The sequence below is a fragment of the Paracoccaceae bacterium Fryx2 genome (assembly GCA_032334235.1).
In the GTDB taxonomy this organism is placed as follows: Bacteria; Pseudomonadota; Alphaproteobacteria; order Rhodobacterales; family Rhodobacteraceae; genus JAVSGI01.
This window is the reverse complement of record JAVSGI010000005.1, coordinates 1,207,920-1,234,285: the sequence shown is the minus strand read 5'-3', so window position 1 is coordinate 1,234,285 and position 26,366 is coordinate 1,207,920. Positions and strand designations below refer to the sequence as shown.

Here is a 26,366-nt window from a genome sequence, read left to right as displayed (position 1 = left end):
ACCAAGCTTGAGGAGACGATATGACCGAGAGAGAGGCTCGGGCCGGTGGGGCTTTGCCCCAGGCCCTGCATCCGGGTGCGGAAGTGAAATCCGCGATGGCCGGATTTCTGAAGGCTTTCAAGGGCTTTCAGGACGAGATGAAGACCGCGTTGCAACAACAGGAAGAGCGTTTGACCATGCTGGATCGGAAAACCATGACCTACGGGCGCCCCGCACTTTCGGCCCATGCCGAGGTGGAAGTGCCTCACACCAAGGCGTTCGACGCCTATCTGCGTTCGGGCGATGACGACGCCCTGCGCGGCCTCGTGCTGGAAGGCAAGGCGCTGAACACCTCGGTTGCGGCCGAGGGCGGCTATCTGGTGGACCCGCAGACTGCCGATCTGATCCGGTCGTCGCTGAAGTCGACCTCGTCGATCCGGGCGATTGCCAATGTGGTGCAGGTCGAGGCGACCAGCTTCGATGTGCTGATCGACCATACGGATGTCGGTTCGGGCTGGGCCACCGAGGCCGGGGCGATCACCGAAAGCGCCACGCCGCAGATCGAGCGGATTTCCATCGTGCTGCACGAGCTTTCTGCGATGCCGAAGGCGAGCCAGCGCCTGCTGGACGACAGCGCCTTCGACGTGGAAGGCTGGCTGGCGGGGCGCATCGCAGACAAGTTCGCCCGGGCCGAAGCGTCGGCATTCGTTTCGGGTGATGGCATCGACAAGCCCAAGGGCTTTCTGACCCACACCAAGGTTGCGGACGGGGTCTGGGCCTGGGGCAGGCTGGGTTACATCGCGACCGGGGCGGCGGGCGATTTCGCCTCGGTCAACTCGGCGGATGCGATTGTCGATCTGGTCTATGCGCTGGATGCGACCTACCGCGCCAATGCGGCCTTCGTGATGAACTCGAAAACCGCGGGTGCCGTGCGCAAGATGAAGGATGCCGACGGCCGCTTCCTGTGGTCTGACGGGCTGGCGGCGGGGGAACCGGCGCGGCTGATGGGCTATCCGGTGCTGATCGCCGAGGACATGCCTGACATTGCGGCCAATGCCTATGCTGTGGCCTTTGGCGACTTTGCCAGCGGCTATACCATCGCGGAACGCCCCGATCTGCGCGTGCTGCGCGACCCGTTCTCGGCCAAGCCGCATGTGCTGTTCTATGCCAGCAAGCGAGTTGGCGGCGATGTCAGCGACTTTGCGGCGATCAAGCTGCTGAAATTCGCGGTGTCCTGACCGGCATCGCGAAGGGCCGGGGGTAACAGCCCGGTCCCCTGGACGCGCGCCGGACTTGCCGTGCCGTCTAGCTGCTCCCCCTCCGTCCGAGCGGTGCGGGGCGCGCGTCCATGATCTTCAGGGGTTTCGGAGAGATTTCATGATGTTGATCGAGCAGACCAGCGTGCCGGGCGCCGCCTTGCCGGTGCAGGCGCTGAAGGACCATCTGCGGCTGGGCACCGGGTTTGCCGATGACGGCATGCAGGATGCGCTGATCGAAAGCTATCTGCGCGCCGCGATGGCGGCGATCGAGGGGCGGATCGGCAAGGTGCTGATTGCGCGCCGGTTCCAGTTGAGTTTGCCGGACTGGCGACATGGCGGCGAGCAGGCGCTGCCGGTGGCGCCGGTGGCGGCGGTGGTGTCGGTGACGCTGGTCGATGCGGGCGGGGTGGCGGTGCTGGTTGACCCGGCGCGGTATCGGCTGGTGCAGGACACGCATCGCCCGAAGCTGGCGGCGGCGGGCGCGCTGCTTCCGCTGGTGCCGGTGGCGGGGCGGGTCGAGGTGGTGTTCGAGGCAGGTTTCGGCGCGGCATGGGCGGCGGTTCCGGCCGATCTGGCGCAAGCGGTGCTGCTGCTGGCGGCGGAATATTACGAGCGGCGGCACGAGGCGGGGCTGCGCGACGGTGGTTTGCCGTTCGGCGTGGTGACGCTGATCGAACGCTGGCGCACGGTGCGGGTGCTGGGCGGGGGTGCGGCATGAACGTGCATCTGAGCCGGGCGCTGGTTCTGGAGGGTGCGGTGCGCGTGCCCGATGGGGCGGGCGGATTTGCCGAAAGCTGGGTGGCGCTGGGCACGCTCTGGGCCGAGGTGGTGCCGGGGGCGGGGCGCGAGGTGGCGGGCGAGGAGGTGACGCTCGCCTCGGTGCCTTACCGCATCACGGTGCGGGGGGCACCGCAGGGGGCGGCCTCGCGGCCCCTGCCGGAACAGCGGTTCCGCGACGGGGCGCGGGTGTTCGCCATTCTGGCCGTGACCGAGCGCGATCCGGGCGGGCAATACCTTCTGTGCTTCGCCCGCGAGGAGGTGCCGGCATGAGCTATGGCGTGGCGGCCGCCTTGCAGGCGGCGGTTTACCAGCGGCTGACGGGCGTGCTGGCCGTGCCGGTCCATGACGCCGTGCCGGGTGGCGCGGGGGCGGGAACCTTCGTGCTGATCGGGCCGGAGGAGGCGCGCGATCTATCCGACAAGACCGGGCCGGGGGCGGAGCATCGCTTCGTCATCAGCGTGATCAGCGATGCGGAGGGGTTTCTGGCGGCCAAGGGCATTGCCGTGGCGGTGTCGGATGCGCTGGTCGATGCGGGGCTGGTGCTGGCGCGGGGGCGGCTGGTGGGGCTGACCTTCGTGCGGGCCACTGCGCGGCGGCTGGATGCGGGCAGCGCGCGGCGGATCGACATGACCTTCCGGGCGCGGGTTGAAGGGTGATTTTCCTTGGCGGCGGGTGCCGCCTTCTTTCCAGGATCGGAGACTGACATGGCAGTGCAGAGCGGCAAGGACCTTCTGATCAAGCTTGACCTGACCGGCGACGGCCAGTTCGAGACCATCGCGGGGCTGCGCGCCACGCGGATCAGCTTCAACGCCGAAACGGTGGATGTGACCTCGCTGGAAAGTGCGGGCGGCTGGCGCGAGCTGCTGGCGGGGGCGGGGGTGAAATCGGCCTCGATCTCGGGCTCGGGGGTGTTTCGCGATGCGAATACCGACGAGCGGGCGCGGCAGATCTTTTTCGACGGCGAGGTGCCGGCGTTTCAGGTGATCATCCCCAGCTTCGGAGTCGTGCAGGGCGCGTTCCAGATCAGCGCGATCGAATATGCGGGCAGCCACAACGGCGAGGCGACCTATGAGCTGACGCTGGCCTCGGCCGGTGTGCTGAGCTTTGTGGCGCTGTGATGGCGAACCCCTGGGCCGGAGAGGTGGCGATCTGGCTGGACGGCCAGCGCCATGTGGCGAAGCTGACGCTGGGGGCGCTGGCGGAACTGGAGGCGGCGCTGGAGACCGGGTCGCTGATTGCGCTGGTGGAACGGTTCGAGGGCGGGCGGTTTTCGACCCGCGACGTTCTGGCGCTGATCGTGGCCGGGTTGCGGGGCGGCGGCTGGCAGGGCACCGCCGCCGATCTGCGCACCGTGGAGATTGGCGGCGGGCCGGTCGAGGCGGCGCGGGCGGCGGCGGAACTGCTGGCGCGGGCCTTCGCGCTGCCGGGCGAGACATGAGCGACATCGACTGGCCGGGGCTGATGCGGGCCGGGCTGAACGGGCTGGGGCTGGCCCCGGATGCGTTCTGGCGGCTTTCGCCGGTCGAGTTGCGCATCATGCTGGGGGTGGAGCGGACCGCCGCCCCCCTGACGCGGGCGCGGCTGGAGGAACTGGCGGCGGCATTCCCGGATGTGAGGAAAGGACAGGGCGATGGTTGATCTGCAGGGCCTGGAGGACCAGGTGGCGGCGCTTGAGGCGACGCTGGGCGGCACGGCGGGCATGGTGTCGGTGTTCGAGGGCGAACTGGCGCGGATGCGTGACAGCCTGGTGTTCACCGGGCGCGAGGTGAACACGCTTTCGACCGGCATCGGCGGCGGCTTGCGGCGGGCCTTCGACGGGTTGGTGTTCGACGGGCTGAAGCTTCAGGACGCGCTGCGCATGGTGGCGAAGTCGATGGTCGATACCGTCTATGGCGTGGCGATGAAGCCGGTGCAGAACGCGCTGGGCGGGTTTCTGGCCAACGGTATGAATGCGCTCTTGGGCGGGGCCATGCCGTTTGCCGATGGCGGGGCATTCGCGCAGGGCCGGGTGATGCCCTTTGCCCGGGGCGGGATTGTATCCTCCCCGACCAGTTTTGCGATGCGCGGCGGGCGCGGGCTGATGGGCGAGGCGGGGCCGGAGGCGATCATGCCGCTGGCACGCGGCGCCGACGGGCGGCTGGGCGTGCAGAGTGCCGGCGGCGGGCGGCCGATCACGGTGGTGATGAACATCTCGACCCCGGATGTGCAGGGGTTTCAGCGCAGCCAGGGGCAGATTGCGGCGCAGGCCAGCCGGGCGCTGGCGCGCGGACAGCGGAACAGGTGAGGGCGGGCAATGGGATTTCATGAGGTTCGGTTTCCGGCCAACCTGAGCTTCGGCTCGGTCGGCGGGCCGGAGCGGCGCACGGAAATCGTGACGCTTGCCAACGGGTTCGAGGAGCGCAACACGCCCTGGGCCCATTCGCGCAGGCGCTATGATGCCGGGGTGGGGCTGCGGTCGCTGGATGACGTGGAGGCGCTGATCGCCTTTTTCGAGGCGCGGCGCGGGCAGTTGTTCGGCTTTCGCTGGAAGGACTGGGCCGATTTCCGGTCTTGCGCCGCGTCGCGGGTGGTGGGGCCGGAGGATCAGCAGATCGGGGTCGGCGACGGCGAGGCCACGGTGTTCCGGCTGGCCAAGACCTATGTTTCGGGCGGGGCAAGCTATGTCCGCCCGATCGTGAAGCCGGTGCTGGGCACGGTGCGGGTGGCGGTGGCGGGCGACCCGAAGGTGGAAGGGCTGGAGTTCACGGTCGATCCCGCCAGCGGCGAGGTGCATTTTGACGTGGCGCCGGATGTGGGCGTGGTGGTGTCGGCCGGGTTCGAGTTCGACGTGCCGGTGCGGTTTGATACCGACCGGATCCAGACCTCGGTCGCGTCATTCCAGGCGGGGGATGTGCCTTCGGTGCCGGTGGTGGAGGTGCGGGTGTGAAGGGGCTCTATGAACATCTGGCTGGAGGCATCACAACCGTCTGCCGCTGCTGGGCCGTGGTGCGGCGGGACGCGGTGGTGCTGGGCTTTACCGACCATGACCGCGATCTGGCGTTCGAGGGTGTGGCTTTCCGTGCCGACTCGGGGCTGACGGCGCGGGCGTTGCAGCAGACCACCGGGCTGTCGGTGGATAACTCGGAGGCGATGGGGGCGCTGTCGGATGCGGCGGTCAGCGAGGCCGATCTGCTGGCCGGGCGGTTCGACGGGGCCGAGGTGCGCGCCTGGCTGGTGAACTGGGCTTCGGTCGAGGACCGGGTGTTGCAGTTCCGCGGCACCTTCGGCGAGATCGTGCGGGCGGGGGGGGCGTTTCAGGTCGAGTTGCGCGGGCTGACCGAAGCGCTGAACCAGCCGCAGGGGCGGGTGTATCAGCGCGATTGTTCGGCCGTGCTGGGTGACGGCGGCTGCCGGGTCGACCTGGGCCAGCCGGGGTATTTTGCCGAGCGGGCGGTGGAGTTGGTCGAGGACCGCCGGGTGTTCCGCTTTGCCGAGTTTCGCGGCTTCGACGACCGCTGGTTCGAGCGCGGGCGGCTGGTCGTGCTGTCGGGCGCGGCGGTCGGGATGGTGGGCGTGATCAAGAACGACCGGCTGAGTGCTGCGGGGCGCGAGGTGGAGCTGTGGCAGTCGCTGGGGCCGCAGATCGGGCCGGGCGATCTGGTCCGGCTGGAGGCGGGATGTGACAGGCGGGGAGAGACCTGTCGGCTGAAGTTCAACAATTTCATCAACTTTCGCGGCTTTCCTTACATTCCGGGTGAAGATTGGCTGACGACCTATCCTGTGTCGGCCGGCATGAATGATGGCGGGAGTCTGGCGCGATGAGCGGTTTCGGGGCGCGGGTTGTGGCCGAGGCGCGGGGCTGGATCGGCACGCCCTATGTGCATCAATGCTCGACGAAGGGGGCCGGGACGGACTGTCTGGGCCTGCTGCGCGGTGTCTGGCGGGCGCTGTGCGGGCCGGAGCCGGAGGTCGCCCCGGCCTATACGCAGGATTGGGCCGAACCGGGCGGGCGCGAGGTTCTGTTGGCTGTTGCGGAGCGGTGGTTGTTGCGCAAGGCGTTGGCAGATGCCGCGCCCGGCGACGTGCTGCTGTTCCGGATGCGGAGCGGCAGCGTCGCCAAGCATCTGGGCATCGCGGCGGAAGTGGGGGCCACCCCGAGTTTTGTCCATGCCTATACCGGGCATGGCGTGATCGAAAGCCCGCTGTCGGGCCCCTGGGCGCGGCGGGTGGCGGCAAGGTTCGAGTTTCCGAAGGGAGCGCAATAGATGGCGACCATTCTTCTGTCGGCAGCCGGGGCGGCCATCGGGTCGGGCTTTGGCGGCACGGTGCTGGGGCTTTCGGGCGCGGTGATCGGCCGTGCGGTGGGGGCAACGCTGGGCCGGGTGATCGACCAGCGGCTGATGGGGGCCGGGTCGGAGGCCGTCGAGATCGGGCGGGTGGACCGCTTCCGCCTGATGGGGGCCAGCGAGGGCACCGCCGTAGCCCGGGTGTTCGGGCGGGTGCGGATTGCCGGGCAGGTGATCTGGGCAACGCGGTTTCAGGAGGATGTGACGCGGTCGGGTGGCGGCAAGGGCGCGCCGAAGCCGAAGTCGGCGGAGTATTCCTATTCGGTCAGCCTTGCGGTGGCGCTGTGTGAGGGGCGCATCACCTCGGTCGGGCGGATCTGGGCCGATGGGGTCGAGATTTCGCCGCAGTCGGTCAACCTGCGGCTTTACCCGGGGGATGAGGCGCAACTGCCCGACCCGAAGATCGAGGCGGTGGAAGGCGCGGGCATGGCACCGGCGTTTCGCGGCATTGCCTATGTGGTGATCGAGGACCTGGGGCTTTCGGCTTTCGGCAACCGGGTGCCGCAGTTTTCGTTCGAGGTGGTGCGGGCGGCGCAGGGCGGAATTGCCGATCAGGTGATGGACCTGCAGCGCGCGGTGTCCGCGGTGGCACTGATTCCGGGCTCAGGGGAATATGCGCTGGCGACGACGCCGGTGCATTACTCCGACGGGCCGGGAGTGAACCGGTCGGCCAACGTGAACTCGCCTTCGGGCGAGGCGGACCTGGCGACTGCGCTGGGGCAACTGCGGGAGGAGTTGCCCGGCGTCGGCTCGGTTTCGCTGATCGTGTCGTGGTTCGGGGGCGATCTGCGCTGCGCGTCCTGCGAGGTGCGGCCCAAGGTCGAGCAGACAACGGTCGATGGCGAAGGGATGCCGTGGTCTGTTGCGAGGGTGGCGCGGGCGGATGCGGTCAGTATCGTGCAGGATGCGGGGCGGCCGATCTATGGCGGCACCCCGGCGGACCGGTCGGTGATCGAGGCGATTGCGGCGATCAGGGCCGGCGGGCAGGAGGTGATGTTCTATCCGTTCATCCTGATGGACCAACTGGCCGGAAACGCGCTGCCCGACCCGTGGAGCGGCGCGGAGGATCAGCCGGTGTTGCCGTGGCGCGGGCGGATCACGCTGTCGCAGGCGCCGGGGAGGGCGGGCTCGCCGGACCGGTCGGCGCTGGCCGAGGCGGAGGTTGCGGCGTTCTTCGGCACGGCGCAACCCGGCGACTTTTCGGTGTCGGGGGATGGGGTGGCCTATTCGGGGCCTGACGAGTGGGGCTACCGGCGGTTCATTCTGCATTATGCCCATCTCTGCGCGCTGGCGGGCGGGGTCGATGCCTTCTGCATCGGGTCGGAAATGCGGGGGCTGACGCAGATCCGGGGGGCGGGCGACAGCTTTCCGGCGGTGGCGGCGCTGCGGGTGCTGGCGGGCGAGGTGCGGGCGATCCTGGGGCCTGCCACGAAGATCAGCTATGCCGCCGACTGGTCGGAGTATTTCGGATATCATGCTGATGGGAATGTATATTTTCATCTTGACCCGCTGTGGGCCGACCCGGACATCGACTTTGTCGGGATCGACAACTACATGCCGCTTTCCGATTGGCGCGACGGGTCGGGCCATGCAGATGCCGGGTGGGGCACGATCTACAACCTTGATTATCTGAAGGCGAACATCGCCGGGGGCGAGGGGTACGACTGGTATTACGACAGCCCGGAAGGCGAGGCGGCGCAGGTGCGCAAGCCGATCACCGACGGAGCCTATGGCGAGCCGTGGGTGTTTCGCTACAAAGACCTGAAGGGCTGGTGGTCGCAGCCGCACCATGACCGGATCGACGGCGTGCGGGCGGCGGTGGCCTCGCCCTGGGTGCCCGGGTCCAAGCCGATCCGGTTTGCCGAATACGGCTGCGCCGCGATCGACAAGGGCTGCAACCAGCCCAACAAGTTCCTTGACCCGAAATCGTCGGAATCCTTGCTGCCCAAGTTTTCGAACGGTCGGCGGGACGATCTGATGCAGATGCAGTATCTGCGGGCGATGGCGGAATACTGGGGCGACGTGGCGCACAACCCGGTGTCCGAGAGCTACGGTGCGCCGATGGTGGACATGGCACGGGCGCATGTCTGGGCGTGGGACTCGCGGCCATTTCCACAGTTCCCCAACACGACCGGGCTGTGGAGCGACGGGGGCAACTACCCGCGTGGGCATTGGCTGACGGGGCGTGCCACGGGGCAGGCGCTGGCGGCGGTGGTGGCCGAAATCTGCGAGCGGTCGGGGGTGGGGGCATTCGACGTATCGGGGCTCTACGGTGTGGTTCGGGGTTACAGCCAGGCCGAGACCGGTGCGGCGCGGGCCGCGTTGCAGCCGTTGATGCTGGCCTATGGTTTCGAAGCGGTCGAGCGGGCGGGAGTCCTGCAGTTCCGAATGCGGGATGCGCGGGCGGTGCGCGATCTGGCGCTGGACAGGCTGGCGGTCAGTGCCGAGCTGGACGGGCTGGTGGAAACCGCGCGGGCACCCGAGGCGGAAACCGCCGGGCGGGTGCGGCTGGGCTATATCGAGGCGGAGGGCAATTTCGATCTGCGGCAGGCCGAGGCGATCTTTCCCGACGAGGTCAGCTTTGGCGTTTCGCAATCCGAGTTGCCGCTGGTGCTGACGGCGGCAGAAGGGCGGGGGCTGGCGGAACGCTGGCTGGCCGAGGCACGGGTGGCGCGCGATGGCGCCCGCTTTGCGCTGCCGCGTTCGGCAATGGACCTGGGGGCGGGCGACGTGGTGGCGCTGGAAGGGGCGCTTTACCGGATCGACCGGGTGGAACAGGCCGAGGCGCTGCTGATCGACGCGGTGCGGGTGGAGCCCGGGGTCTATGAACCCAGCGACGCCGCCGAGGAACGGGTGGTGCCGCGGGCCTTCGTGGCGCCGGTGCCGACCTTCCCGGTGTTTCTGGACCTGCCGTTGCTGACCGGCGAGGAAGTGCCGCACGCGCCGCATGTGGCGGTGGCGGCGACACCCTGGCCGGGGTCCATCGGGGTGTGGAGTTCAGCGCAGGATGACGGGTATGAGTTGAACCGGCTGATGGTGGCACCCGCGATTGTCGGGGTGACGCAGACACCTTTGGTTGGGGCAAGGGCGGGCCTGTGGGATCGGGGTGCGCCGTTGCGGCTGCGGGTGTTCGGGGGGGCGTTGAGTTCGGCGTCGGACCTCGCGGTGATGAACGGGGCCAATGCGGCGGCGATCGGTGATGGGTCTTCCGACCGGTGGGAGGTCTTTCAGTTCGCCGATGCCGTGCTGGTGGGGCCGCAGACCTATGAACTGGGGCGGCGGCTGCGCGGGCAGGCGGGCAGCGACGGCGTGATGCCTCAGGTCTGGCCGGTGGGCAGTATCGTGGTGCTGCTGACCGGGGCGGTGCAGCAGATCGACCTTGCGGCCTCGGCCCGGGGGCTGGCGCGGCACTACCGTTTCGGGGCGGCGGCGCGGGGGTATGACGATCCGGCGGTGGTGCACCGGATCGAGGCTTTTCAGGGGATCGGGTTGCGGCCCTTTGCGCCGGTTCATTTGGAGGCGCGGCGGCAGGGCGGCGATCTGGCGCTGAGCTGGGTGCGGCGGAGCCGGATCGACGGCGACAGCTGGCAATCCTCGGAAGTGCCGCTGGGCGAGGAGCGGGAGGCCTATCTGCTGCGGGTCGTTCTGCGCGACACAATCCTGCGCGAGGTGGCGCTGACCGCGCCGGGGTGGGTGTATCCGGCGGGGATGCAGGCAGTGGACGGGCTGGCCGGGGCGTTCCGGATCGAGGTGGCCCAGGTGTCTGACCGGTTCGGGCCGGGGCCCTTCCGGGCCATCGACCTTGTGGTGTGAGGGCGCGATGCGAACGGTTCTTCTGGGCGATGTGGTGGCGGCGGCGCGGGCGTTGCTCGCGGTGCCCGAGGCGGCGCAGGGGCCGCTGCTGGCGCGGATGCTGGATCAGGCGCATGTGGCGCACCATGTGCACAAGCGGTTGGGACGGCCGCATCCCGAGTGGGGCAACGGCAGCCTGATGGCACGGGCCGCGGCCCTGCCGCAGGCGCGCGAGCCCTGCGCGTCGGACCCGGCCTATCTGGCGGCGCTGCGGGTGGTGATCGAGGGATTGTTGCGGCGCTCGCTCGGCTGATTGCTTGGACTTTTGTCCAGGTCGCCTATGTGGTATTCAGGCGGCTCAATCAGAGGGTTCGACATGGCAGAGACAAGAGCACGGGTGTCCACGCTCGATCCGGTTTGGGAACGGGTCTGCGACGAGGCGGTCGAGGCGATCCGCAACGAGCCGCTGCTGGGCGGGCTGATCCATTCGAGCCTGCTGCACCATTCCTCGATGGACCGCGCGCTGGCCTACCGCTTTTCGCTGAAGCTCGCCTCGGGCGAGATGAGCGAGCAGATCCTGCGCGAGATTGCCGACGAGGCCTACGGGTCCGACGCGGGGCTGGGGCAGGCGGCGCGGGCCGACCTGATGGCGGTGTTCGACCGCGACCCGGCCTGCCACCGCTACTTGCAGCCCATGCTGTTCTTCAAGGGGTATCAGGCGGTTGAAGCCTATCGGGTCGGCCATTGGCTGTGGACCACTGGGCGGACCGATCTGGCCTATTTCGTGCAGATGCGGGTGTCGGAGGTTTTCGGCGTCGACATCCATCCGGCAGCAAAGGTCGGGCGCGGGATCATGATCGACCACGCCCATTCCATCGTGATCGGCGAGACGGCGGTGGTGGGCGACAACGTGTCGATGCTGCATTCCGTGACGCTGGGCGGCACCGGGAAAGAGGATGGCGACCGTCACCCCAAGATCGGCGATGGCGTGATGATCGGGGCAGGGGCCAAGGTGCTGGGCAACATCCATGTCGGTCGCTGCAGCCGGATCGCGGCAGGGTCGGTGGTGCTGCATGATGTGCCCGCCTGTTCGACCGTGGCCGGGGTTCCGGCGCGGGTGGTGGGCGAGGCGGGTTGCGCGCAGCCATCGGTCACGATGGACCAGTTGCTGGAAAACTGATCGGGAAAGCCCGGGCAGCGCGCCCGGGCTTTTCGTTCGCGTATCAGGCCAGCATCGCCATCGGGTTTTCCAGATTGTCGATGATCGCCTTCAGGAATTCTGCCCCCAGCGCGCCGTCAATCACGCGGTGATCGACAGAGAGCGTCATCGACATCACTGTCGCGACGGTGATCTGCCCGTCCTTGCCGACCACGGGCCTTTTCACCCCGGCACCCACGGCCAGGATCGAGCCATGTGGCGGGTTGATCACGGCGTCGAAGTTGTCGATGCCCATCATGCCGAGGTTGGAAATCGCGAAGCTGCCGCCCTGATATTCGTGCGGGGCCAGCTTGCGGGTCTTGGCGCGGCCCGCGAGATCCTTTATTTCGGCCGACAGCGCCGACAGCGACTTCTGCTGGGCGTCGCGCAACACGGGGGTGAACAGGCCGCCCTCGATCGCCACGGCGACAGCCACATCCGACGGTTTCAGCCGCAGGATGCGGTCGCCCGCCCAGACGGCATTGGCGTCGGGCACAGTCTGCAGGGCGTTGGCGCAGGCCTTGATGATGAAATCGTTGATCGAAAGCTTCACCCCCCGCGCCGAGAGTTGCCGGTTGAGGGTTTCGCGGAACGCCATCAGCGAATCCAGCTGCACGTCGCGGCGCAGGTAGAAGTGCGGGATGGTCTGCTTGGCCTCGGTCAGGCGGGCGGCGATGGTCTTGCGCATCCCGTCCAGCGGGACTTCGGTGTAGGCGCGGTCGGCGTAGAGCTTCATCACCGCTTCGGCCGAGGCCCCCGTCGGCATTGCAGCCGGAGCCGGGGTTGACGCGGCCTTTGCAGCGGCGGGCGTTTCTTCGGCGGGTGCCGACACGGGCTTTGCGTCTTCGACATCGGCCTTGACGATCCGGCCGTGCGGGCCGGAGCCGGTAACAAGGCTCAGGTCCAGCCCCTTTTCGGCCGCGATACGCCGGGCCAGCGGCGAGGCGAAGACCCGCGCGCCCGCCGCTTTCGGTGCCGGAGCGGCAGGGGCAGTTTTCTGCGCGGCAGGTTCTGGAGCCGCAGCCGGGGCAGGGGCCGCTGCCTTGGCCGCCGGAGGGGGCACCTCGGCGCTGCCGCCTTCCTCGATCAGCACGGCAATCGGCGTGTTGACCTTGACGCCCGAGGTGCCCTCGGCAATCAGGATCTCGCCCATCACGCCTTCGTCCACCGCCTCGAATTCCATCGTGGCCTTGTCGGTCTCGATCTCTGCGAGGATCTGGCCGGATTTCACGGCGTCGCCTTCTTTAACCAGCCATTTCGCCAGCGTGCCTTCCTCCATCGTCGGGGAAAGTGCGGGCATCAGGATTTGCGTGGCCATGGTCCCTCCTTACCGGTCGCAGACGGATTTGACGGCGGCGACCACTTCGGCGGTGGTCACCAGTGCCAGCTTTTCAAGGTTGGCGGCGTAGGGCATCGGCACGTCCTTGCCGGTCAGGTTCAGCACCGGCGCATCGAGGTAATCGAAGGCCAGCTGCATGATCGTGGCCGAGATGTGGTTGCCGATCGAGCCCACGGGCCAGCCTTCCTCGACGGTCACGCAGCGATTGGTTTTCTTGACCGACCCCAGAACCGTGTCGTAGTCGATCGGGCGCAGGGTGCGCAGGTCGATCACCTCGGCCGAAATGCCCTCCTTCGCCAGCAGGTCTGCCGCCTCCAGCGCGTAGGTCATGCCGATGCCGAAGCTGACGATGGTCACGTCACTGCCGGTCCGCCAGATGCGGGCCTTGCCGAAGGGGATGGTGAAATCGTCCAGCACCGGCACCTCGAACGACTTGCCGTAGAGGATCTCGTTTTCGAGGAAGATCACCGGGTTCGGGTCGCGGATCGCCTGCTTCAGCAAGCCCTTGGCGTCGGAGGCCGAATAGGGCATCACCACCTTCAGCCCCGGAATCTGGGCATACCAGGCGGCATAATCCTGGCTGTGCTGCGCGCCCACCCGGGCCGCTGCACCATTGGGGCCACGGAACACGATGGGGCAGCCCATCTGCCCGCCCGACATGTAAAGCGTCTTGGCCGCCGAGTTGATGATCTGGTCGATCGCCTGCATGGCGAAGTTGAAGGTCATGAACTCGACGATCGGGTTCAGCCCGCCGAAGGCCGCGCCGACCGCGATTCCGGCAAAGCCGTGTTCGGTGATCGGCGTGTCCACGACCCGCCTCGGGCCGAACTCGTCCAGCAGGCCCTGGCTGATCTTGTAGGCGCCCTGATATTCGCCGACTTCCTCGCCCATCAGGAAGACGCGGTCATTGCAGCGCATTTCCTCGGCCATCGCCTCGCGCAGGGCCTCGCGCACCGTCATGGTCTTCATCGCCGTGCCTTCCGGCCAGTCGGGCGACTGTGCGACCTTGACCGTCACGGGCGCCGTTGCGGTTGCTGCCTCGACGCGGGCCACGGGGGCCGAAGTCGCCACCGTGGCGGCCGGGGCTGCGTCGGCGCTTTCGCCCGGCTCGATCATCAGGGCAATCGGGGCATTGACCTTCACCCCGGCGGTGCCTTCGGCGACCAGCAGCTTGCCGACGGTGCCCTCGTCCACCGCCTCGAATTCCATCGTGGCCTTGTCGGTCTCGATCTCGGCCAGGATCTGGCCCGATTTCACCGTGTCGCCCTCTTTTACCAGCCATTTGGCCAGCGTGCCCTCTTCCATCGTGGGCGAAAGCGCCGGCATCAGGATCTGCGTTGCCATGTCTTTCCTCCCTCAGGCGTAAATATCGGTCCAGAGTTCCGACAGGGCGGGCTCCGGGCTTTCCTTGGCGAATTCCGCCGATTCGTTGACGATGGCCTTGATCTCGCGGTCGATGGCCTTAAGGTCGTCGTCGCTGGCCAGTCCGCCCTGCAACAGCAGGTCGCGCACATGCTCGATGGCATCCTTTTCGTCTCGCATCTTCTGGACCTCTTCGCGGGTGCGGTATTTCGCCGGGTCGGACATCGAGTGGCCGCGGTAGCGGTAGGTCATCATTTCGAGGATATACGGCCCGTTTCCGGCACGGCAGGCGGCAACCGCCTTTTCGCCTGCGGCCTTCACCGCCAGCACGTCCATGCCGTCGACCGCCTCGCCCTTGATGCCGTAGGCGGCACCGCGTTCCCACAGCGACGGCGACTTGGTCGAGCGTTTCATGCTCGTGCCCATCGCATACTGGTTGTTCTCGATCACGAAAATCACCGGCAGGTTCCACAACTCGGCCATGTTGTAGCTTTCGTAGACCTGGCCCTGGTTCGCCGCCCCGTCGCCGAAATAGGTGAAGGTCACGTTGTCATTGCCCAGATACTTGTCGGCAAAGGCAAGCCCCGCACCCAGCGGCACCTGCGCGCCCACGATCCCGTGGCCGCCGTAGAAGTGCTTTTCCTTGGAGAACATGTGCATCGAGCCGCCCTTGCCGCGCGAATAGCCCCCCTCGCGGCCGGTCAGTTCGGCCATCACGCCCTTGGGGTCCATGCCGCAGGCCAGCATGTGGCCGTGGTCGCGGTAGGAGGTCAGGCGCTTGTCGCCTTCCTTGGCCGTTGCTTCCAGTCCGACGACCACGGCCTCCTGCCCGATGTAAAGATGGCAGAACCCGCCGATCAGCCCCATGCCGTAAAGCTGGCCCGCCTTTTCCTCGAATCGGCGGATCAGCAGCATCTCGCGGTAGAAGCGCAGCAGTTCATCCTTCGATATGTTTGATGTCTCGGGCGATTTCTTGGTGGCCATGCAGGCGTCCTCCCGTCGCGGATCTGGAATAGTTCAATACTAAACCAGTTCTAGCGTATCGAAGATTGAAGGGCGAGAGGAAGTTTTTCCCGCAGGTCATGCGCCGCCGGACTATCCGGATGCCCGGGAATGCCTGGCTTCTTCTGTTTGAAAATATCCCCGCCGGAGGCTCCGCCACCTGTGCCGGGCGCAGCGTTCAGCGGATCACGATCTCGTCGGCACGGATGTAGCCCAGCACGTCGCGGGCCTGTTCATCCAGCAGGTCAAGGTCCAGATAGGCGTCGGACAGACGCCGCGTGCGGTTCTCCATCTGCGACAGCTCCTCCGTCAGACGGTCGCGCTCGACCTTCAGCGCCTCGATCTCGGCGGTGATCTGCACCCGGCGGAACACCCCGAAATCGCCCTGCACGGCGGCAAAGGTGAAATAGGCACCCAGTGTGAAGGCCAGAACGAAGATCAGGATGCTGCCCACGGGGGGGCGGTTCGGGGACGTGCTCATCATCTGCCTCTGTCGCGCCCCTCGTTTCGCGGGGGCGGTGGCGTGACCATGCCACAGCACGGCACCTTTGGGAATCCCCAAAAAGCACCACCCCGCAAGGGTTTGCGGGGTGGTTTGTCAGCGTGGCAGCAGGTCAGGCCCGGCCCTTGTAGATCTCGACCAGCTTGCCCAGCATCGCCAGCGCATCCTCGCGCGACCGCTGGAAGCTGTTGCGCCCGATGATCGAGCCGTTGCCGCCGCCGTCGCGGATGGCGCGGGCATCGTCATAGACCGAATCCTCGCCCTTCTTCGCGCCGCCCGAAAACACCACGATCCGCCGCCCGTTGAAGCTGGCTTCCATGCAGTGCCGCACGCGGGCCGCCTGCGTCGCGATGTCGATGCCCTGCGCCTCGTAGACTTTCTTCGCCTCTGCCAGCATCAGGTGATCGGTCGAAAGCTTGATCTTGATGACATGCGCGCCCAGCAGCGCCGCGATCTGCGCGGCATAGGCGGCCACGTCGATCCCGGTCTCGCCATCCTTGGTGATGGCCTCGCCGCGCGGATAGGACCAGATCACGGTCGCCACCCCTTTGGCCGCCGCCTCCTGCCGCATCGCGCTGATTTCCTCGAACATCTCCAGCGCGCAGTCGCTGCCGGGGTAGATGGTGAAACCGATGGCGGCACAGCCCAGCCGCAGCGCATCGTCGACCGAGGCGGTGATCGCCTGATCCTTGCCGGTGCTGTCGGACATCAGGCTGTTGGCGCTGTTGCATTTCAGGATGGTCGGGATCTGCCCGGCGAAGGTATCCGCCCCGGCCTCCAGCATTCCCAGGGGTGCCGCATAGGCGTTCAGCCCGGCGTCGATCGCCAGTTGATAGTGGTAGTGCGGGTCATAGGCGGCCGGGTTCGGCGCAAAGGTGCGTGCCGGGCCATGCTCGAACCCCTGATCGACCGGCAGGATGATCATCTTGCCGGTCCCGCCCAGCTTGCCCTCCATCAGCATCCGGCACAGGTTCGCCTTTACGCCGGGGGTTTCCCCTTCATACTGGCTCAGGATTTTCTGGACGATCTTGGTCGCGCGCATGGCATGGCCCTTTCAGCTTGGTTGGCGTCACCGCTCACCAAGCCTCTAGGGAAAAGGGTGGCATCCCGCAACGGCGTTGGCGCTAACAGGTTGCGCCCGCGCCGCTTTTCGCCGGTTCAGCCGTGCAGCGCCGCCACTCCGGGCAGTTCCTTGCCCTCCATCCACTCCAGAAACGCGCCGCCCGCGGTCGAGATATAGCTGAAATCCGCCGCCGCCCCGGCCTTGTTCAGCGCCGACACGGTGTCGCCACCGCCCGCAACCGAGACCAGCCCGCCCGCGCGGGTCAGCGCCGCCGCCTGCAACGCGGCGGCATTGGTCGCGGCGTCGAACGGTTCGATCTCGAAGGCGCCGAGCGGCCCGTTCCAGATCAGCGTCTTCGCGGCGGCAAACACCTTCGCCAGTGCCGCAACGGTTGCAGGCCCCGCGTCCAGGATCATCGCATCCGCCGGGCAGGCATCGGCCGCCACCACTTCCGATTCCGCCCCGGCCTTGAACTCGCGCGCCACCACCACGTCGACCGGCAGATGGATGGTGCAGCCTGCCGCCCTGGCCTTCTCGATGATCTCCAGCGCGGTCGGGGCCATGTCGCGTTCGGCCAGCGACTTGCCGACCTCGATGCCCTGCGCCACGAGGAAGGTGTTCGCCATGCCGCCGCCGATCACCAGATCATCGACCCGCCCCACCAGATTGCCCAGGAGGTCGAGCTTGGTCGAAACCTTGGCGCCGCCAACCACCGCCACCACCGGGCGCACCGGGTTGCCAAGCGCCGCCTCCAGCGCCTTCAGCTCCGCCTCCATCAGCCGCCCCGCGCAGGCGGGCAGCAGCCGCGCAATCGCCTCGGTCGAGCTGTGGGCCCGGTGCGCCGCAGAAAACGCATCGTTGACATACACGTCACCCAGCGCCGCCATCTTCGCCGCCAGTTCAGCGTCGTTCTTTTCCTCGCCCGCATGGAACCGGGTGTTTTCCAGCAGCAGCACGTCACCCGCTACCATGGCATCCACCGCCGCCTTCGCCACCGGCCCGACGCAATCGGCAGCAAACACCACCCGCCGCCCCGGCAGCGCCGCACGCAGCGCGTCCAGCACCAGCCCAAGGCTCATTTCCGGCACGACCTTGCCCTTGGGGCGGCCGAAATGCGCCAGCAGCACCGGCTTGCCGCCCGCGCGCAGCACATCCTCCACCGTCGGCACGATCTTCTCGATCCGGGTGGCATCGGTCACGACGCCGTTTTCCATCGGCACGTTCACATCCACCCGCACCAGCACCACCTTGCCGGCCAGTTCCATGTCATCAAGCGTCTTCCAGGCCATGCGATCCTCCGATTGTCTTTGCCCTGTTCCATCGCAAAGCATCGCCCGCGTCAACCGATCACGCAGGTTTGCCCTTTTCCTCGCGCCCCGCGCCCCCTACTGTCCCGCCAGCAAATCAAGGAGACCCGACATGGCCGAGATCAAGGATCCCGAAAACACCATCCTCATGACGCTGAAAGACGGCGTCGTGACGATCGAACTGCTGCCCGATGTGGCCCCCAAGCATGTCGAGCGCATGAAGACCCTCGCCCGCAGCGGCGCCTACGACAATGTGGTGTTTCACCGCGTCATCGACGGCTTCATGGCGCAGACCGGCGACGTGGAAAACGGCAATGCCGAAAAGGATTTCAACCTGCGCCGCGCCGGCACCGGCGGCTCCGCGATGCCCGACCTTCCGGCCGAGTTCTCCAAGCTGCCCCATTCGCGCGGCACGCTGGGCGCGGCACGGTCGTCGAGCCCCAATTCGGCCAACAGCCAGTTCTTCATCAACTTCAAGGACAACGACTTCCTGAACGGGCAATACACGGTCTACGGCCGGGTGATCTCGGGCATGGACGTGGTCGACAAGATCACCCGCGGCGAACCCGCGCCGAACCCGGACCGGATGATCTCGGTCAAGGTGGCCGCCGATGTCGCGTGACCGTTTCCTCGCGGGCGGAATTTTTGCCCTCGGCCTCGCCGTGCTGGGCGGCTGGACGCTCAGCCAGACCGCGACGCCCGCCATGGCCGCCGATGACGGCCCCGGCCCCAATCTGGTGATCGAGGTCGCGGGCGCGGCCTCGGGCAAGGTGGTCATCGACCTGCTGCCCGATGTCGCCCCGAAACACGTGGCGCAGATCGTGGCACTGGCGAAAGCGGGCAGCTATGACGACGTGGTGTTCCACCGCGTCATCGACGGCTTCATGGCCCAGACCGGCGATGTGCAATACGGCAAGGGCGGCGTCACCCCCCGTTCCGGCGGCGGCGGGTCAGACCTTCCCGACCTGCCCGCCGAATTCTCGGAAATCAGCTTCGATCGCGGCATTGTCGGCATGGCGCGCTCGACCGCCCCCGATTCCGCAAACAGCCAGTTCTTCATCATGTTCGCACCGGGCACCTTCCTTGATGGGCAATACACCGTGGTCGGACGCGTGGTCGACGGCATGGAGGTGGTCGACGCCATCACCCGCGGCGAGCCGCCCGAAGCGGCCGACCGCATGGCGAAAGTCACGGTGACCGAGTAAGCCCCGGCACAGGCCGGGGGCGCTGCCCCCGGACCCCCGGGATATTTGGACAAAGATGAAACACGGGAACGCTCTGCGGTTTCTCTTTGGCGAAAATACCCTGGGGGTCCGGGGGCAAAGCCCCCGGCCTTTCCGCCGATGCAACGTCAGCCCATCACGACCAGCGCATGCCGCTTGCGCCCGGCGGTCAGCTTTACCGGGTCGGCCAGCGCCCCGGCGCCGATCAACAGGCCCGCATCCAGCACCACATCGTCATTCAACCTCGCGCCGCCCTCGGCGATCAGGCGCTTGGCGTCCTTGCCCGATTTCGCCAGCCCGCTGCGCACGAACAGTTGCGCCATGGTGATGCCCGCGCCTACTTCCTCGGCGGTCACGGTCAGGGTCGGCAGGTCGTCGCCCACCCCGCCATGCTCGAACACGTCGCGCGCAGTGGCTTCCGCCGCCGCCGCCGCCTCGGAGCCATGCAGCAGGCCGGTTACGGCATTGGCGAGGATGATCTTGGCCCCGTTGATCTCCGCACCCTCCAGCGCCCCCAGCCGGTCGCATTCCTCCACCGGCAGTTCGGTGTAAAGCTTCAGGAACCGGCCGACATCGGCATCGGTGGTATTGCGCCAGAACTGCCAGAAGGCATAGGGGCTCAGCATCCCGGCATCCAGCCAGACCGCGCCATCCTGCGACTTGCCCATCTTCCGCCCGTCAGATGTGGTCACCAGCGGCGAGGTCAGCCCGAAGATATCCCCATCCAGCACCCGCCGTGTCAGGTCGATGCCGTTGACGATGTTGCCCCACTGGTCCGACCCGCCCATCTGCAACAGGCAGCCGTAGTGCCGGTGCAACTCGAGGAAATCGTAGGCCTGCAGGATCATGTAGTTGAATTCGAGAAACGACAGCGACTGTTCGCGGTCCAGCCGCGATTTGACGCTCTCGAACGACAGCATCCGGTTGATCGAGAAATGCCGCCCGATGTCGCGCAGGAAATCGAGGTAGTTGAGCTTGTCCAGCCATTCGGCATTGTTCAGCATGATGGCATCCGTCGGTCCGTCGCCGTAGCTCAGGAACTTTGCGAAAACCTGCTTCATGCCAGCGATGTTGCGGTCGATCTGGTCGTGCGCCAGCAAGGGCCGCTCGTCGGCGCGAAAGCTGGGATCACCCACCTTGGTCGTGCCGCCGCCCATCAGGGTGATTGGCTGGTGCCCGGTCTTCTGCAGCCAGCGCAACATCATGATGTTCAACAGATGGCCCACATGCAGCGAGGCGGCGGTGGCGTCGTAACCGATGTAGGCGGGCACCACCCCCTTGATCAGCGCCTCGTCAAGCGCCTGATAATCGGTGCAATCGGCCAGGAAGCCGCGTTCGATCATCACGCGCAGGAAGTCGGATTTCGCATGGTAGGTCATCGGGGTCTCGTGCTTTAAGGATGGGGGCGGTATATCGGCGGGCGGGCGTGCCGTCAAAGGGGGATGGCGTGGTGAAGACGGGGCCGGTCTGGGCTTTGGGGGCGATGTCGGGCACCTCGCTCGACGGGGTCGATGCGGCAATGCTGCTGACCGACGGCCAGCGCATCCTCGAGTTCGGCGACACTGCCTACCGGCCCTATTCCGAGGCCGAGCGCGCCACGATCCGCGCCGCCCTTGGCTGCTGGCCGGGCGATGACGGGGTGGAGGCGGCGGCAGAGGTGGTGGAAACCGCCCATGCCGAACTGCTGTCGCGGTTTCGCGGCGCGGATGTGCTGGGCTTTCACGGCCAGACGCTGGCGCATGACCCGCGCGGGCGCGGCACGCATCAGGCCGGGTCGGGTGACGTGCTGGCCGAGGTGCTGGGCCTGCCGGTGGTCTGGGATTTCCGCTCGGCCGACGTGCAGATGGGCGGGCAGGGCGCGCCGCTGGCGCCGTTCTACCACTTCGCCTGCGCGCGCCACATCGGGGCCGGGGCGCCGCTGGCCTTCCTGAACCTTGGCGGCGTCGGCAACCTGACCTGGGTCGACCCGCGCCACGCGGGCCCCGAGGCGCCTGGCGCCTGCCTCGCCTTCGACACCGGCCCGGCGAATGCCCCGGTCAACGACCTGATGCAGGCCCGGCTGGGTGTGGCGCAGGATGCGGGCGGGGCGCTGGCGGCGGCAGGCGCGGTGGACGAGGCGGTGCTGGCGGCCTTCCTCGCTCACCCCTATTTCTTCAGGATGCCGCCGAAGTCTCTGGATCGAAACGATTTTCACGGCCTGCTGGATGCCGTGGCGTACTTGTCCGACGCCGATGCCGCAGCCACCCTGACCGCCGCGGCCGCCCGCGCCGTGGCCCGCGGGGCCGAACATTTCCCCAGCCCGGCCGCGCGGGTGCTGGTCGGCGGTGGCGGGCGGCACAATGCGACACTGATGACGGTGCTCGCCCGCGCGCTGCCCTGTCCGGTGCACCCGGTCGAGGCGGCAGGGCTGGACGGCGACATGCTGGAGGCGCAGGCTTTCGCCTTTCTGGCGGTGCGCGTGCTGCGCGGCATGGCGACCTCCTGCCCCGCGACCACGGGTGTCGCCGGTCTGGTCGGCGGCGGCCGGATCAGCCGCCCGAACGGCTGACCCCGTTCAACGCGGGATGTCGAAGCCGGGCAGGGCCAGGTCGAACCCCTCGAACCGGAACCCGGGCGAGACGGTGCAGCCGACCAGAGACCACGCCCCCATGCTCTGCGCTGCCTGCCAGTGCCCCGGCGGCACGATGCCCTGCGCCGCCTGATTGCCCAGCACATCCGCGCCCAGCAGAAGTTCGGTCACAGGCCCCGCCGCCGTCGCCGCCACACGCAGCATCAGCGGTGCCCCGGCGTGGAAATGCCAGATCTCGGTGGCATCGATCCGGTGCCAGTGGCTACGCTCGCCTGCCTTCAGCAGGAACAGGATCGCCGTGCCCGACGGGCGGCCCGGCCCTTCCGCCGCCCAGGTCTGGCGATACCAGCCGCCCTCGCGATGCGGCGCCAGCCCCAGATGGGCGATGATGCACTCGGCCTCGGTCACTGGCACCCCCCATTCTTCTGTTTTCAAATATCCCCGCCGGAGGCTCTGACGGCAGGGCCGGGTGCCTCCGGCGGGGATATTTGGGCAAAGATGAAAGCCTCAGCCGCGCAGGATGCTTTCGCCCGCGTATTCGGCCACTTCGCCCAGCATTTCCTCGATGCGGATCAACTGGTTGTATTTTGCCAGCCGGTCAGAGCGCGACAGCGAGCCGGTCTTGATCTGGCCGCAGTTGGTGGCAACCGCCAGGTCGGCGATGGTGGCATCCTCGGACTCCCCCGAGCGGTGGCTCATCACGTTGGTGAAGCGCGCGCGGTGCGCCATGTCCACGGCGGCCAGCGTTTCGGTCAGGGTGCCGATCTGGTTGACCTTGACCAGCATCGCGTTGGCGCAGCCCTGCGCGATGCCCATTTCCAGGCGGCGCGGGTTGGTCACGAACAAATCGTCGCCCACCAGCTGCGTCGAGGCACCCAGACGGTCGGTCAGCAGCTTCCAGCCTTCCCAGTCATCCTCCGAACAGCCGTCCTCGACCGAGATGATCGGGTAGTCTGCGCAGAGGGCTGCCAGATAGTCGACGTTCTCGGCCGAGGTCAGGGTGCGGCCTTCGCCCGCCATGACATACTGGCCGCCCTTGTAGTATTCGGTCGCGGCGCAATCGAGCGCGAGGTGGATGTCCTCGCCCGGGCGGAACCCGGCCTTCTCGATGGATTTCAGAATGAAATCAAGCGCCTCGCGGGCAGAGTTCAGGTTGGGGGCAAAGCCGCCCTCGTCGCCCACGTTGGTGCCGTGGCCTGCGGCCTGAAGTTCCTTCTTCAGGGTGTGGAACACTTCCGACCCCCAGCGCACCGCCTCGCGGATCGTGCCGGCACCCGTCGGCATGATCATGAATTCCTGGATGTCGATCGGGTTGTCGGCGTGCTGGCCACCGTTGATGATGTTCATCATCGGCACCGGCAGCACGCGGGCCGAGGTGCCGCCGATATAGCGGTAGAGCGGCTGGCCGGTGAATTCGGCGGCGGCCTTTGCCACCGCCAGGCTGACGCCGAGGATCGCGTTGGCCCCGAGGCGGCCCTTGTTCGGGGTGCCGTCCATCTCGATCATGGTGCGGTCGATGCCGATCTGCTCGGTCGCGTCGAAGCCGATCAGTTCCTCGGCAATCTCGCCGTTGACATGCGACACCGCTTCCAGCACGCCCTTGCCGTTGTAGCGCGCCTTGTCGCCGTCGCGCAGTTCGACCGCCTCATGCGCGCCGGTCGAGGCGCCCGAGGGCACGATGGCCCGGCCCATCGCGCCGCTTTCCAGCGTCACGTCCACCTCGATGGTGGGGTTGCCGCGGCTGTCGAGAATCTCGCGGGCGTGGATGTCGATGATCGTGCTCATGGCTGCATGGCCTCCTGAAGCGGGCGGGGTGCGTTCGCGCGCTGTTTACCCCGCGGCAGGGGCCAAGGGAAGGGTGCCGCGCCGCAAAGCCTGCCCGCCATGGAGTCGCGGCCGCCCTCAGTCCTTCTTGACCGGCACGCCGTAAAGCTCCAGCCGGTGCCCGATCAGCTTGTAGCCCAGTTTCGCCGCGATGCGTTCCTGCAACGCCTCGATGTCGGGATCGACGAATTCGATCACCTGGCCGGTGTTCATGTCGATCAGGTGGTCGTGGTGGTCGCGTTCGGCGTCCTCATAGCGGGCGCGGCCGTCGCCGAATTCCAGCCGTTCCAGAATCCCCGCCTCCTCGAACAGCTTCACGGTGCGGTAGACCGTGGCGATCGAGATGCGCGGGTCGATGGCGGCGGCGCGGGCGTAAAGCTCTTCGACATCGGGATGGTCTTCGGCCACCCCGATCACCCGCGCCACGATGCGGCGTTGGTCGGTCATGCGCAGGCCCTTGGCCTCGCAGCGTGCGATGATGGTTTCGGTCATGCGAGGCCCCTCGCGCCATGGCCCGGTGTCGGTCTTGGCGGTTTAGGACATTCGGGCCGTCATCGCCAGTGCTTTCCCGGCCAGTTCCTTCCGGGACCGGGGGGCGTCGCGTCGCGGGAATCGCTGCCGTCAATCTCTGCCGCTGCGGCGTTGATGTCACAGCATCGGGCGGGCCGGGCCAAGGGGCCGCAGACGCGGCGCGCGGGCCCACGCCCGGAACCGGCTTCATCCCGTTTCGCAACCCTGCCGTGCAACTGCTGCGCTTGTCAGGGGAATCCGGCAATGGTCCACCGCCGCTCCCGCGCTTGTCCACCGAGTGATCCACAGGCTGCCTGCCGGGGGTGAATCAAGGCCCGGCCCCGGCCAGCCGGCGCGGCCGGGCGGTCAAGCGCAAAAGCTTTCGGCCGGGTAAATTTATTCGTTGAATCAAGAACGGAAATACGACAGTTTGACGAAGTAGCCCGGCGGTACACTAAATCTGGTGTTCTCCGGAAGGGACCGAAACAAAGCCACCGCATCGCGCCGACCGGCGCCCTTGCCTTGCCGACCGATGTCGGCAGGGGTGCCGCGGCCTGTTCCCTTCCAGTCGGGCAAGGGTTCAATTCGGCACAAGGGCGAAGCCCGGCCGCAAAACGAAGGACGGGGCAGATGAAGTGCGTGTTTCGCTTGATGGTGGGCATCGATTTCACGGGATCATGGGCAGTCATTTCGCGTGAAGCTGGGCACTGATTTCGCGGGATCGCGGGCAGGTCTGGTCGGCAAATTGAGGATAGTTGCGCCTTCAGGAATGAAGGGGTGGCTTGATGCCGACAGGACGATTGAACATGCGCCGGATACGAGATGTTTTGCGATTGAAGCTTGGGCAAGGCCTGAGCGAGCGGTCCATTGCCGCTTCCCTCGGTCTGAGCAAGGGGAGCGTCGGAAGCTACACCCAACGGGCGCGTCATGCCGGGCTCACGTGGCCCTTGCCGGAGGGGATCGATGACGACAGCCTTGAACTTCTTTTGTTTCCAGCCCCGCCCACGGTGCCGGACGCGGAGCGGCTTGTGCCCGACTGGGCGGAGATTGACCGCGAGTTGCGCCGCCCTGGGGTGACGCGGATGCTGCTCTGGGAAGAATACCGTGCCGCGCACCCCGGGGGTTTTGCCTATACTTGGTTTTGCACGCATTACGAGGCTTGGAAGGGTCGGGTGCGCCCGACGATGCGCCAGACACATGTGGGCGGCGAGAAGGTGTTCGTCGACTTTGCCGGCGACACCATCGACGTGATCGACCCCACGACCGGCGAAGCGCGGGCCATGAAGCTGTTCGTGGCGGCAATGGGGGCATCGAATCACACCTATGCCGAGGCGGTGGCATCGGAGGGGTTGGAAGATTGGATCCTCGCGCATATCCGGATGTTCGCCTTTCTGGGCGGCGTGCCAAAGGCGGTGGTTCCGGACAATCTGAAGTCCGCCGTGATCAAGGCAGACCGGTTTGATCCGGGGCTGAACCGGACCTATGCCGAGATGGCGGCGCATTATGGCACCGCCGTTCTGCCCGCCCGGCCGCGCAAACCCCGGGACAAGGCGAAGGTGGAAGTGGCTGTCCAAGTGGCACAACGCTGGATTCTGGCGCGGCTGCGGAACCACCGGTTCTTCTCATTGGCCGAGTTGAACGTGGCGATCCGGCGGCTGCTGGACGAGTTGAACATGCGCGTGATGCGCGGCTATGGCGCCAGCCGCGCCGATCTGTTTGCCACTTTGGATCGGCCCAATCTTCAGCCCCTACCGCCCGAACCTTATGTCTTCGCCCGCTGGAAGCGCGCCCGCGTGGCACCCGACTATCACGTTGAGGTCGACAGCTCATGGTATTCCGTGCCCTTCGCGCTGATCAAACAAGAGGTCGATGTTCGCACAAGCGGCCAGACGGTCGAGATATTCCATCGTGGTCAGAGGGTTGCGAGCCACGTGCGCACCCCGGGGCGGCGCAGCCATGTCACCGTGGCCGACCATATGCCATCGGCCCATCGTCGCTTTGCCGAATGGACCCCGGCCAGAATGCTGGCGCAGGCAACCAAGACCGGCCCCGCCGTCGCCGCCTTTTGCGAGATGGTGATGGCTGACCGCCCCCATCCTGAACAGGGGTTCCGCACCTGCCTGGGTGTGCTGGCCTTGGTCAAAACCTATGGGCCGGAGCGCGTTGATGCGGCCTGCCAGCGGGGTGTGACCATCCGGGCCCGCACCGTCACCTCCATTCGTTCGATCCTCAAGACCGGCCTCGATCGCGCCTTCCTGGAAGGCTCCGAAGAGGTCGCCCCCCTCCAGCACGCCAACATTCGTGGCGGCAGCTATTACCATTGAGAAAGGAC

28 protein-coding genes are annotated in these 26,366 nt (G+C 67.1%); 18 read left to right on the top strand and 10 right to left on the bottom strand.

What is annotated here, in order from left to right; genetic code table 11:
* Positions 1–20 precede the first annotated feature (20 nt).
* The 14 genes from RNZ50_15090 to cysE all read left to right on the top strand — a co-directional run bounded on the left by RNZ50_15090 (position 21) and on the right by cysE (position 11,315).
* Positions 21–1,217: a phage major capsid protein gene (locus tag RNZ50_15090; protein ID MDT8856319.1), complete on the top strand. Its 1,197-nt coding sequence runs from the start codon at positions 21–23 to the stop codon at positions 1,215–1,217.
* Positions 1,218–1,356: 139 nt separating this feature from the next.
* A complete protein-coding gene (locus tag RNZ50_15085; protein MDT8856318.1) occupies positions 1,357–1,956 on the top strand; it encodes a hypothetical protein in 600 nt (199 codons plus the stop codon).
* Complete coding sequence (locus RNZ50_15080) at positions 1,953–2,288, top strand: head-tail adaptor protein (GenBank protein ID MDT8856317.1); 336 nt, start codon at positions 1,953–1,955, stop codon at positions 2,286–2,288. The genes RNZ50_15085 and RNZ50_15080 overlap by 4 nt, the downstream gene beginning before the upstream one ends.
* Positions 2,285–2,674, top strand: coding sequence for a DUF3168 domain-containing protein (locus RNZ50_15075; protein MDT8856316.1), 390 nt, complete (start codon positions 2,285–2,287; stop codon positions 2,672–2,674). Before RNZ50_15080 ends, RNZ50_15075 begins: the two co-directional genes overlap by 4 nt.
* Before the next feature lie 48 nt (positions 2,675–2,722).
* On the top strand, positions 2,723–3,136 hold the full coding sequence (locus RNZ50_15070; protein MDT8856315.1) for a phage major tail protein, TP901-1 family: 414 nt from the start codon (positions 2,723–2,725) through the stop codon (positions 3,134–3,136).
* Positions 3,136–3,456, top strand: a complete 321-nt coding sequence (locus RNZ50_15065) for a gene transfer agent family protein (protein MDT8856314.1) — start codon at positions 3,136–3,138, stop codon at positions 3,454–3,456. Before RNZ50_15070 ends, RNZ50_15065 begins: the two co-directional genes overlap by 1 nt.
* Positions 3,453–3,656, top strand: a complete 204-nt coding sequence (locus RNZ50_15060; GenBank protein MDT8856313.1) for a phage tail assembly chaperone — start codon at positions 3,453–3,455, stop codon at positions 3,654–3,656. Before RNZ50_15065 ends, RNZ50_15060 begins: the two co-directional genes overlap by 4 nt.
* Entirely contained in the window at positions 3,649–4,302 is a 654-nt protein-coding gene (locus tag RNZ50_15055; protein ID MDT8856312.1) for a phage tail tape measure protein, read from the top strand. The genes RNZ50_15060 and RNZ50_15055 overlap by 8 nt, the downstream gene beginning before the upstream one ends.
* Before the next feature lie 9 nt (positions 4,303–4,311).
* Positions 4,312–4,944, top strand: a complete 633-nt coding sequence (locus RNZ50_15050; GenBank protein ID MDT8856311.1) for a DUF2460 domain-containing protein — start codon at positions 4,312–4,314, stop codon at positions 4,942–4,944.
* Complete coding sequence (locus RNZ50_15045; protein ID MDT8856310.1) at positions 4,941–5,819, top strand: DUF2163 domain-containing protein; 879 nt, start codon at positions 4,941–4,943, stop codon at positions 5,817–5,819. Before RNZ50_15050 ends, RNZ50_15045 begins: the two co-directional genes overlap by 4 nt.
* The gene (locus tag RNZ50_15040) at positions 5,816–6,262 is read left to right on the top strand and encodes a peptidase (protein MDT8856309.1); all 447 of its coding nucleotides are present in this window, start codon (positions 5,816–5,818) and stop codon (positions 6,260–6,262) included. Before RNZ50_15045 ends, RNZ50_15040 begins: the two co-directional genes overlap by 4 nt.
* A complete protein-coding gene (locus RNZ50_15035; protein MDT8856308.1) occupies positions 6,263–10,156 on the top strand; it encodes a glycoside hydrolase/phage tail family protein in 3,894 nt (1,297 codons plus the stop codon).
* Between the two features lie 7 nt (positions 10,157–10,163).
* Positions 10,164–10,448 (top strand): hypothetical protein, encoded by a 285-nt coding sequence (locus RNZ50_15030; protein MDT8856307.1) that lies wholly within the window; start codon positions 10,164–10,166, stop codon positions 10,446–10,448.
* Between the two features lie 63 nt (positions 10,449–10,511).
* Complete coding sequence (gene cysE, locus RNZ50_15025) at positions 10,512–11,315, top strand: serine O-acetyltransferase (GenBank protein ID MDT8856306.1); 804 nt, start codon at positions 10,512–10,514, stop codon at positions 11,313–11,315.
* A 43-nt stretch (positions 11,316–11,358) separates the two neighbouring features.
* Here the strand turns inward: cysE and RNZ50_15020 are convergent, their stop codons facing one another.
* From RNZ50_15020 to RNZ50_14995, 6 genes are all read right to left on the bottom strand, one after another.
* Positions 11,359–12,651 (bottom strand): pyruvate dehydrogenase complex dihydrolipoamide acetyltransferase, encoded by a 1,293-nt coding sequence (locus RNZ50_15020; protein ID MDT8856305.1) that lies wholly within the window; start codon positions 12,649–12,651, stop codon positions 11,359–11,361.
* A gap of 9 nt (positions 12,652–12,660) precedes the next feature.
* Positions 12,661–14,016 carry a pyruvate dehydrogenase complex E1 component subunit beta gene (locus tag RNZ50_15015; protein ID MDT8856304.1) on the bottom strand — a complete coding sequence of 452 codons (1,356 nt, stop codon included), beginning with the start codon at positions 14,014–14,016 and terminating at the stop codon, positions 12,661–12,663.
* A 12-nt stretch (positions 14,017–14,028) separates the two neighbouring features.
* Positions 14,029–15,018, bottom strand: coding sequence for a pyruvate dehydrogenase (acetyl-transferring) E1 component subunit alpha (gene pdhA / locus RNZ50_15010; protein ID MDT8856303.1), 990 nt, complete (start codon positions 15,016–15,018; stop codon positions 14,029–14,031).
* 196 nt (positions 15,019–15,214) lie between these two features.
* On the bottom strand, positions 15,215–15,517 hold the full coding sequence (locus RNZ50_15005; GenBank protein MDT8856302.1) for a septum formation initiator family protein: 303 nt from the start codon (positions 15,515–15,517) through the stop codon (positions 15,215–15,217).
* 133 nt (positions 15,518–15,650) lie between these two features.
* Positions 15,651–16,580 carry a class I fructose-bisphosphate aldolase gene (locus tag RNZ50_15000; GenBank protein MDT8856301.1) on the bottom strand — a complete coding sequence of 310 codons (930 nt, stop codon included), beginning with the start codon at positions 16,578–16,580 and terminating at the stop codon, positions 15,651–15,653.
* Positions 16,581–16,696: 116 nt separating this feature from the next.
* Positions 16,697–17,890: a phosphoglycerate kinase gene (locus RNZ50_14995; protein ID MDT8856300.1), complete on the bottom strand. Its 1,194-nt coding sequence runs from the start codon at positions 17,888–17,890 to the stop codon at positions 16,697–16,699.
* Positions 17,891–18,020: 130 nt separating this feature from the next.
* Between RNZ50_14995 and RNZ50_14990 the strand changes: the two genes are divergently transcribed.
* Both RNZ50_14990 and RNZ50_14985 read left to right on the top strand, forming a co-directional pair.
* Positions 18,021–18,530 (top strand): peptidylprolyl isomerase, encoded by a 510-nt coding sequence (locus RNZ50_14990; protein MDT8856299.1) that lies wholly within the window; start codon positions 18,021–18,023, stop codon positions 18,528–18,530.
* Positions 18,520–19,113: a peptidylprolyl isomerase gene (locus tag RNZ50_14985; GenBank protein MDT8856298.1), complete on the top strand. Its 594-nt coding sequence runs from the start codon at positions 18,520–18,522 to the stop codon at positions 19,111–19,113. The genes RNZ50_14990 and RNZ50_14985 overlap by 11 nt, the downstream gene beginning before the upstream one ends.
* Before the next feature lie 146 nt (positions 19,114–19,259).
* On the opposite strand, the gene tyrS is transcribed toward RNZ50_14985, so the two are convergent.
* Complete coding sequence (gene tyrS / locus RNZ50_14980) at positions 19,260–20,510, bottom strand: tyrosine--tRNA ligase (protein ID MDT8856297.1); 1,251 nt, start codon at positions 20,508–20,510, stop codon at positions 19,260–19,262.
* Positions 20,511–20,578: 68 nt separating this feature from the next.
* Here tyrS and RNZ50_14975 point away from each other — a divergent pair, with 68 nt between their 5' ends.
* The gene (locus tag RNZ50_14975) at positions 20,579–21,679 is read left to right on the top strand and encodes an anhydro-N-acetylmuramic acid kinase (GenBank protein MDT8856296.1); all 1,101 of its coding nucleotides are present in this window, start codon (positions 20,579–20,581) and stop codon (positions 21,677–21,679) included.
* 6 nt (positions 21,680–21,685) lie between these two features.
* Here the strand turns inward: RNZ50_14975 and RNZ50_14970 are convergent, their stop codons facing one another.
* The 3 genes from RNZ50_14970 to RNZ50_14960 all read right to left on the bottom strand — a co-directional run bounded on the left by RNZ50_14970 (position 21,686) and on the right by RNZ50_14960 (position 24,016).
* On the bottom strand, positions 21,686–22,108 hold the full coding sequence (locus RNZ50_14970; GenBank protein ID MDT8856295.1) for a cupin domain-containing protein: 423 nt from the start codon (positions 22,106–22,108) through the stop codon (positions 21,686–21,688).
* A 99-nt stretch (positions 22,109–22,207) separates the two neighbouring features.
* A complete protein-coding gene (gene eno, locus RNZ50_14965; GenBank protein ID MDT8856294.1) occupies positions 22,208–23,485 on the bottom strand; it encodes a phosphopyruvate hydratase in 1,278 nt (425 codons plus the stop codon).
* A gap of 117 nt (positions 23,486–23,602) precedes the next feature.
* Positions 23,603–24,016: a Fur family transcriptional regulator gene (locus tag RNZ50_14960; GenBank protein ID MDT8856293.1), complete on the bottom strand. Its 414-nt coding sequence runs from the start codon at positions 24,014–24,016 to the stop codon at positions 23,603–23,605.
* Positions 24,017–24,819: 803 nt separating this feature from the next.
* Between RNZ50_14960 and istA the strand changes: the two genes are divergently transcribed.
* Positions 24,820–26,358: an IS21 family transposase gene (gene istA / locus RNZ50_14955; GenBank protein ID MDT8856292.1), complete on the top strand. Its 1,539-nt coding sequence runs from the start codon at positions 24,820–24,822 to the stop codon at positions 26,356–26,358.
* Positions 26,359–26,366: the final 8 nt, after the last annotated feature.

Excerpts from the sequence above, each read along its gene's own strand:
- RNZ50_15090 (MDT8856319.1), top strand. The coding sequence starts at position 21 with ATGACCGAGAGAGAGGCTCGGGCCGGTGGGGCTTTGCCCCAGGCCCTG.
- RNZ50_15085 (MDT8856318.1), top strand. The coding sequence starts at position 1,357 with ATGATGTTGATCGAGCAGACCAGCGTGCCGGGCGCCGCCTTGCCGGTG.
- RNZ50_15080 (MDT8856317.1), top strand. The coding sequence starts at position 1,953 with ATGAACGTGCATCTGAGCCGGGCGCTGGTTCTGGAGGGTGCGGTGCGC.
- RNZ50_15075 (MDT8856316.1), top strand. The coding sequence starts at position 2,285 with ATGAGCTATGGCGTGGCGGCCGCCTTGCAGGCGGCGGTTTACCAGCGG.
- RNZ50_15070 (MDT8856315.1), top strand. The coding sequence starts at position 2,723 with ATGGCAGTGCAGAGCGGCAAGGACCTTCTGATCAAGCTTGACCTGACC.
- RNZ50_15065 (MDT8856314.1), top strand. The coding sequence starts at position 3,136 with ATGGCGAACCCCTGGGCCGGAGAGGTGGCGATCTGGCTGGACGGCCAG.
- RNZ50_15060 (MDT8856313.1), top strand. The coding sequence starts at position 3,453 with ATGAGCGACATCGACTGGCCGGGGCTGATGCGGGCCGGGCTGAACGGG.
- RNZ50_15055 (MDT8856312.1), top strand. The coding sequence starts at position 3,649 with ATGGTTGATCTGCAGGGCCTGGAGGACCAGGTGGCGGCGCTTGAGGCG.
- RNZ50_15050 (MDT8856311.1), top strand. The coding sequence starts at position 4,312 with ATGGGATTTCATGAGGTTCGGTTTCCGGCCAACCTGAGCTTCGGCTCG.
- RNZ50_15040 (MDT8856309.1), top strand. The coding sequence starts at position 5,816 with ATGAGCGGTTTCGGGGCGCGGGTTGTGGCCGAGGCGCGGGGCTGGATC.
- RNZ50_15035 (MDT8856308.1), top strand. The coding sequence starts at position 6,263 with ATGGCGACCATTCTTCTGTCGGCAGCCGGGGCGGCCATCGGGTCGGGC.
- RNZ50_15030 (MDT8856307.1), top strand. The coding sequence starts at position 10,164 with ATGCGAACGGTTCTTCTGGGCGATGTGGTGGCGGCGGCGCGGGCGTTG.
- cysE (MDT8856306.1), top strand. The coding sequence starts at position 10,512 with ATGGCAGAGACAAGAGCACGGGTGTCCACGCTCGATCCGGTTTGGGAA.
- RNZ50_15020 (MDT8856305.1), bottom strand. The coding sequence starts at position 12,651 with ATGGCCACGCAAATCCTGATGCCCGCACTTTCCCCGACGATGGAGGAA.
- RNZ50_15015 (MDT8856304.1), bottom strand. The coding sequence starts at position 14,016 with ATGGCAACGCAGATCCTGATGCCGGCGCTTTCGCCCACGATGGAAGAG.
- pdhA (MDT8856303.1), bottom strand. The coding sequence starts at position 15,018 with ATGGCCACCAAGAAATCGCCCGAGACATCAAACATATCGAAGGATGAA.
- RNZ50_15005 (MDT8856302.1), bottom strand. The coding sequence starts at position 15,517 with ATGAGCACGTCCCCGAACCGCCCCCCCGTGGGCAGCATCCTGATCTTC.
- RNZ50_15000 (MDT8856301.1), bottom strand. The coding sequence starts at position 16,580 with ATGCGCGCGACCAAGATCGTCCAGAAAATCCTGAGCCAGTATGAAGGG.
- RNZ50_14995 (MDT8856300.1), bottom strand. The coding sequence starts at position 17,890 with ATGGCCTGGAAGACGCTTGATGACATGGAACTGGCCGGCAAGGTGGTG.
- RNZ50_14990 (MDT8856299.1), top strand. The coding sequence starts at position 18,021 with ATGGCCGAGATCAAGGATCCCGAAAACACCATCCTCATGACGCTGAAA.
- RNZ50_14985 (MDT8856298.1), top strand. The coding sequence starts at position 18,520 with ATGTCGCGTGACCGTTTCCTCGCGGGCGGAATTTTTGCCCTCGGCCTC.
- tyrS (MDT8856297.1), bottom strand. The coding sequence starts at position 20,510 with ATGACCTACCATGCGAAATCCGACTTCCTGCGCGTGATGATCGAACGC.
- eno (MDT8856294.1), bottom strand. The coding sequence starts at position 23,485 with ATGAGCACGATCATCGACATCCACGCCCGCGAGATTCTCGACAGCCGC.
- RNZ50_14960 (MDT8856293.1), bottom strand. The coding sequence starts at position 24,016 with ATGACCGAAACCATCATCGCACGCTGCGAGGCCAAGGGCCTGCGCATG.
- istA (MDT8856292.1), top strand. The coding sequence starts at position 24,820 with ATGCCGACAGGACGATTGAACATGCGCCGGATACGAGATGTTTTGCGA.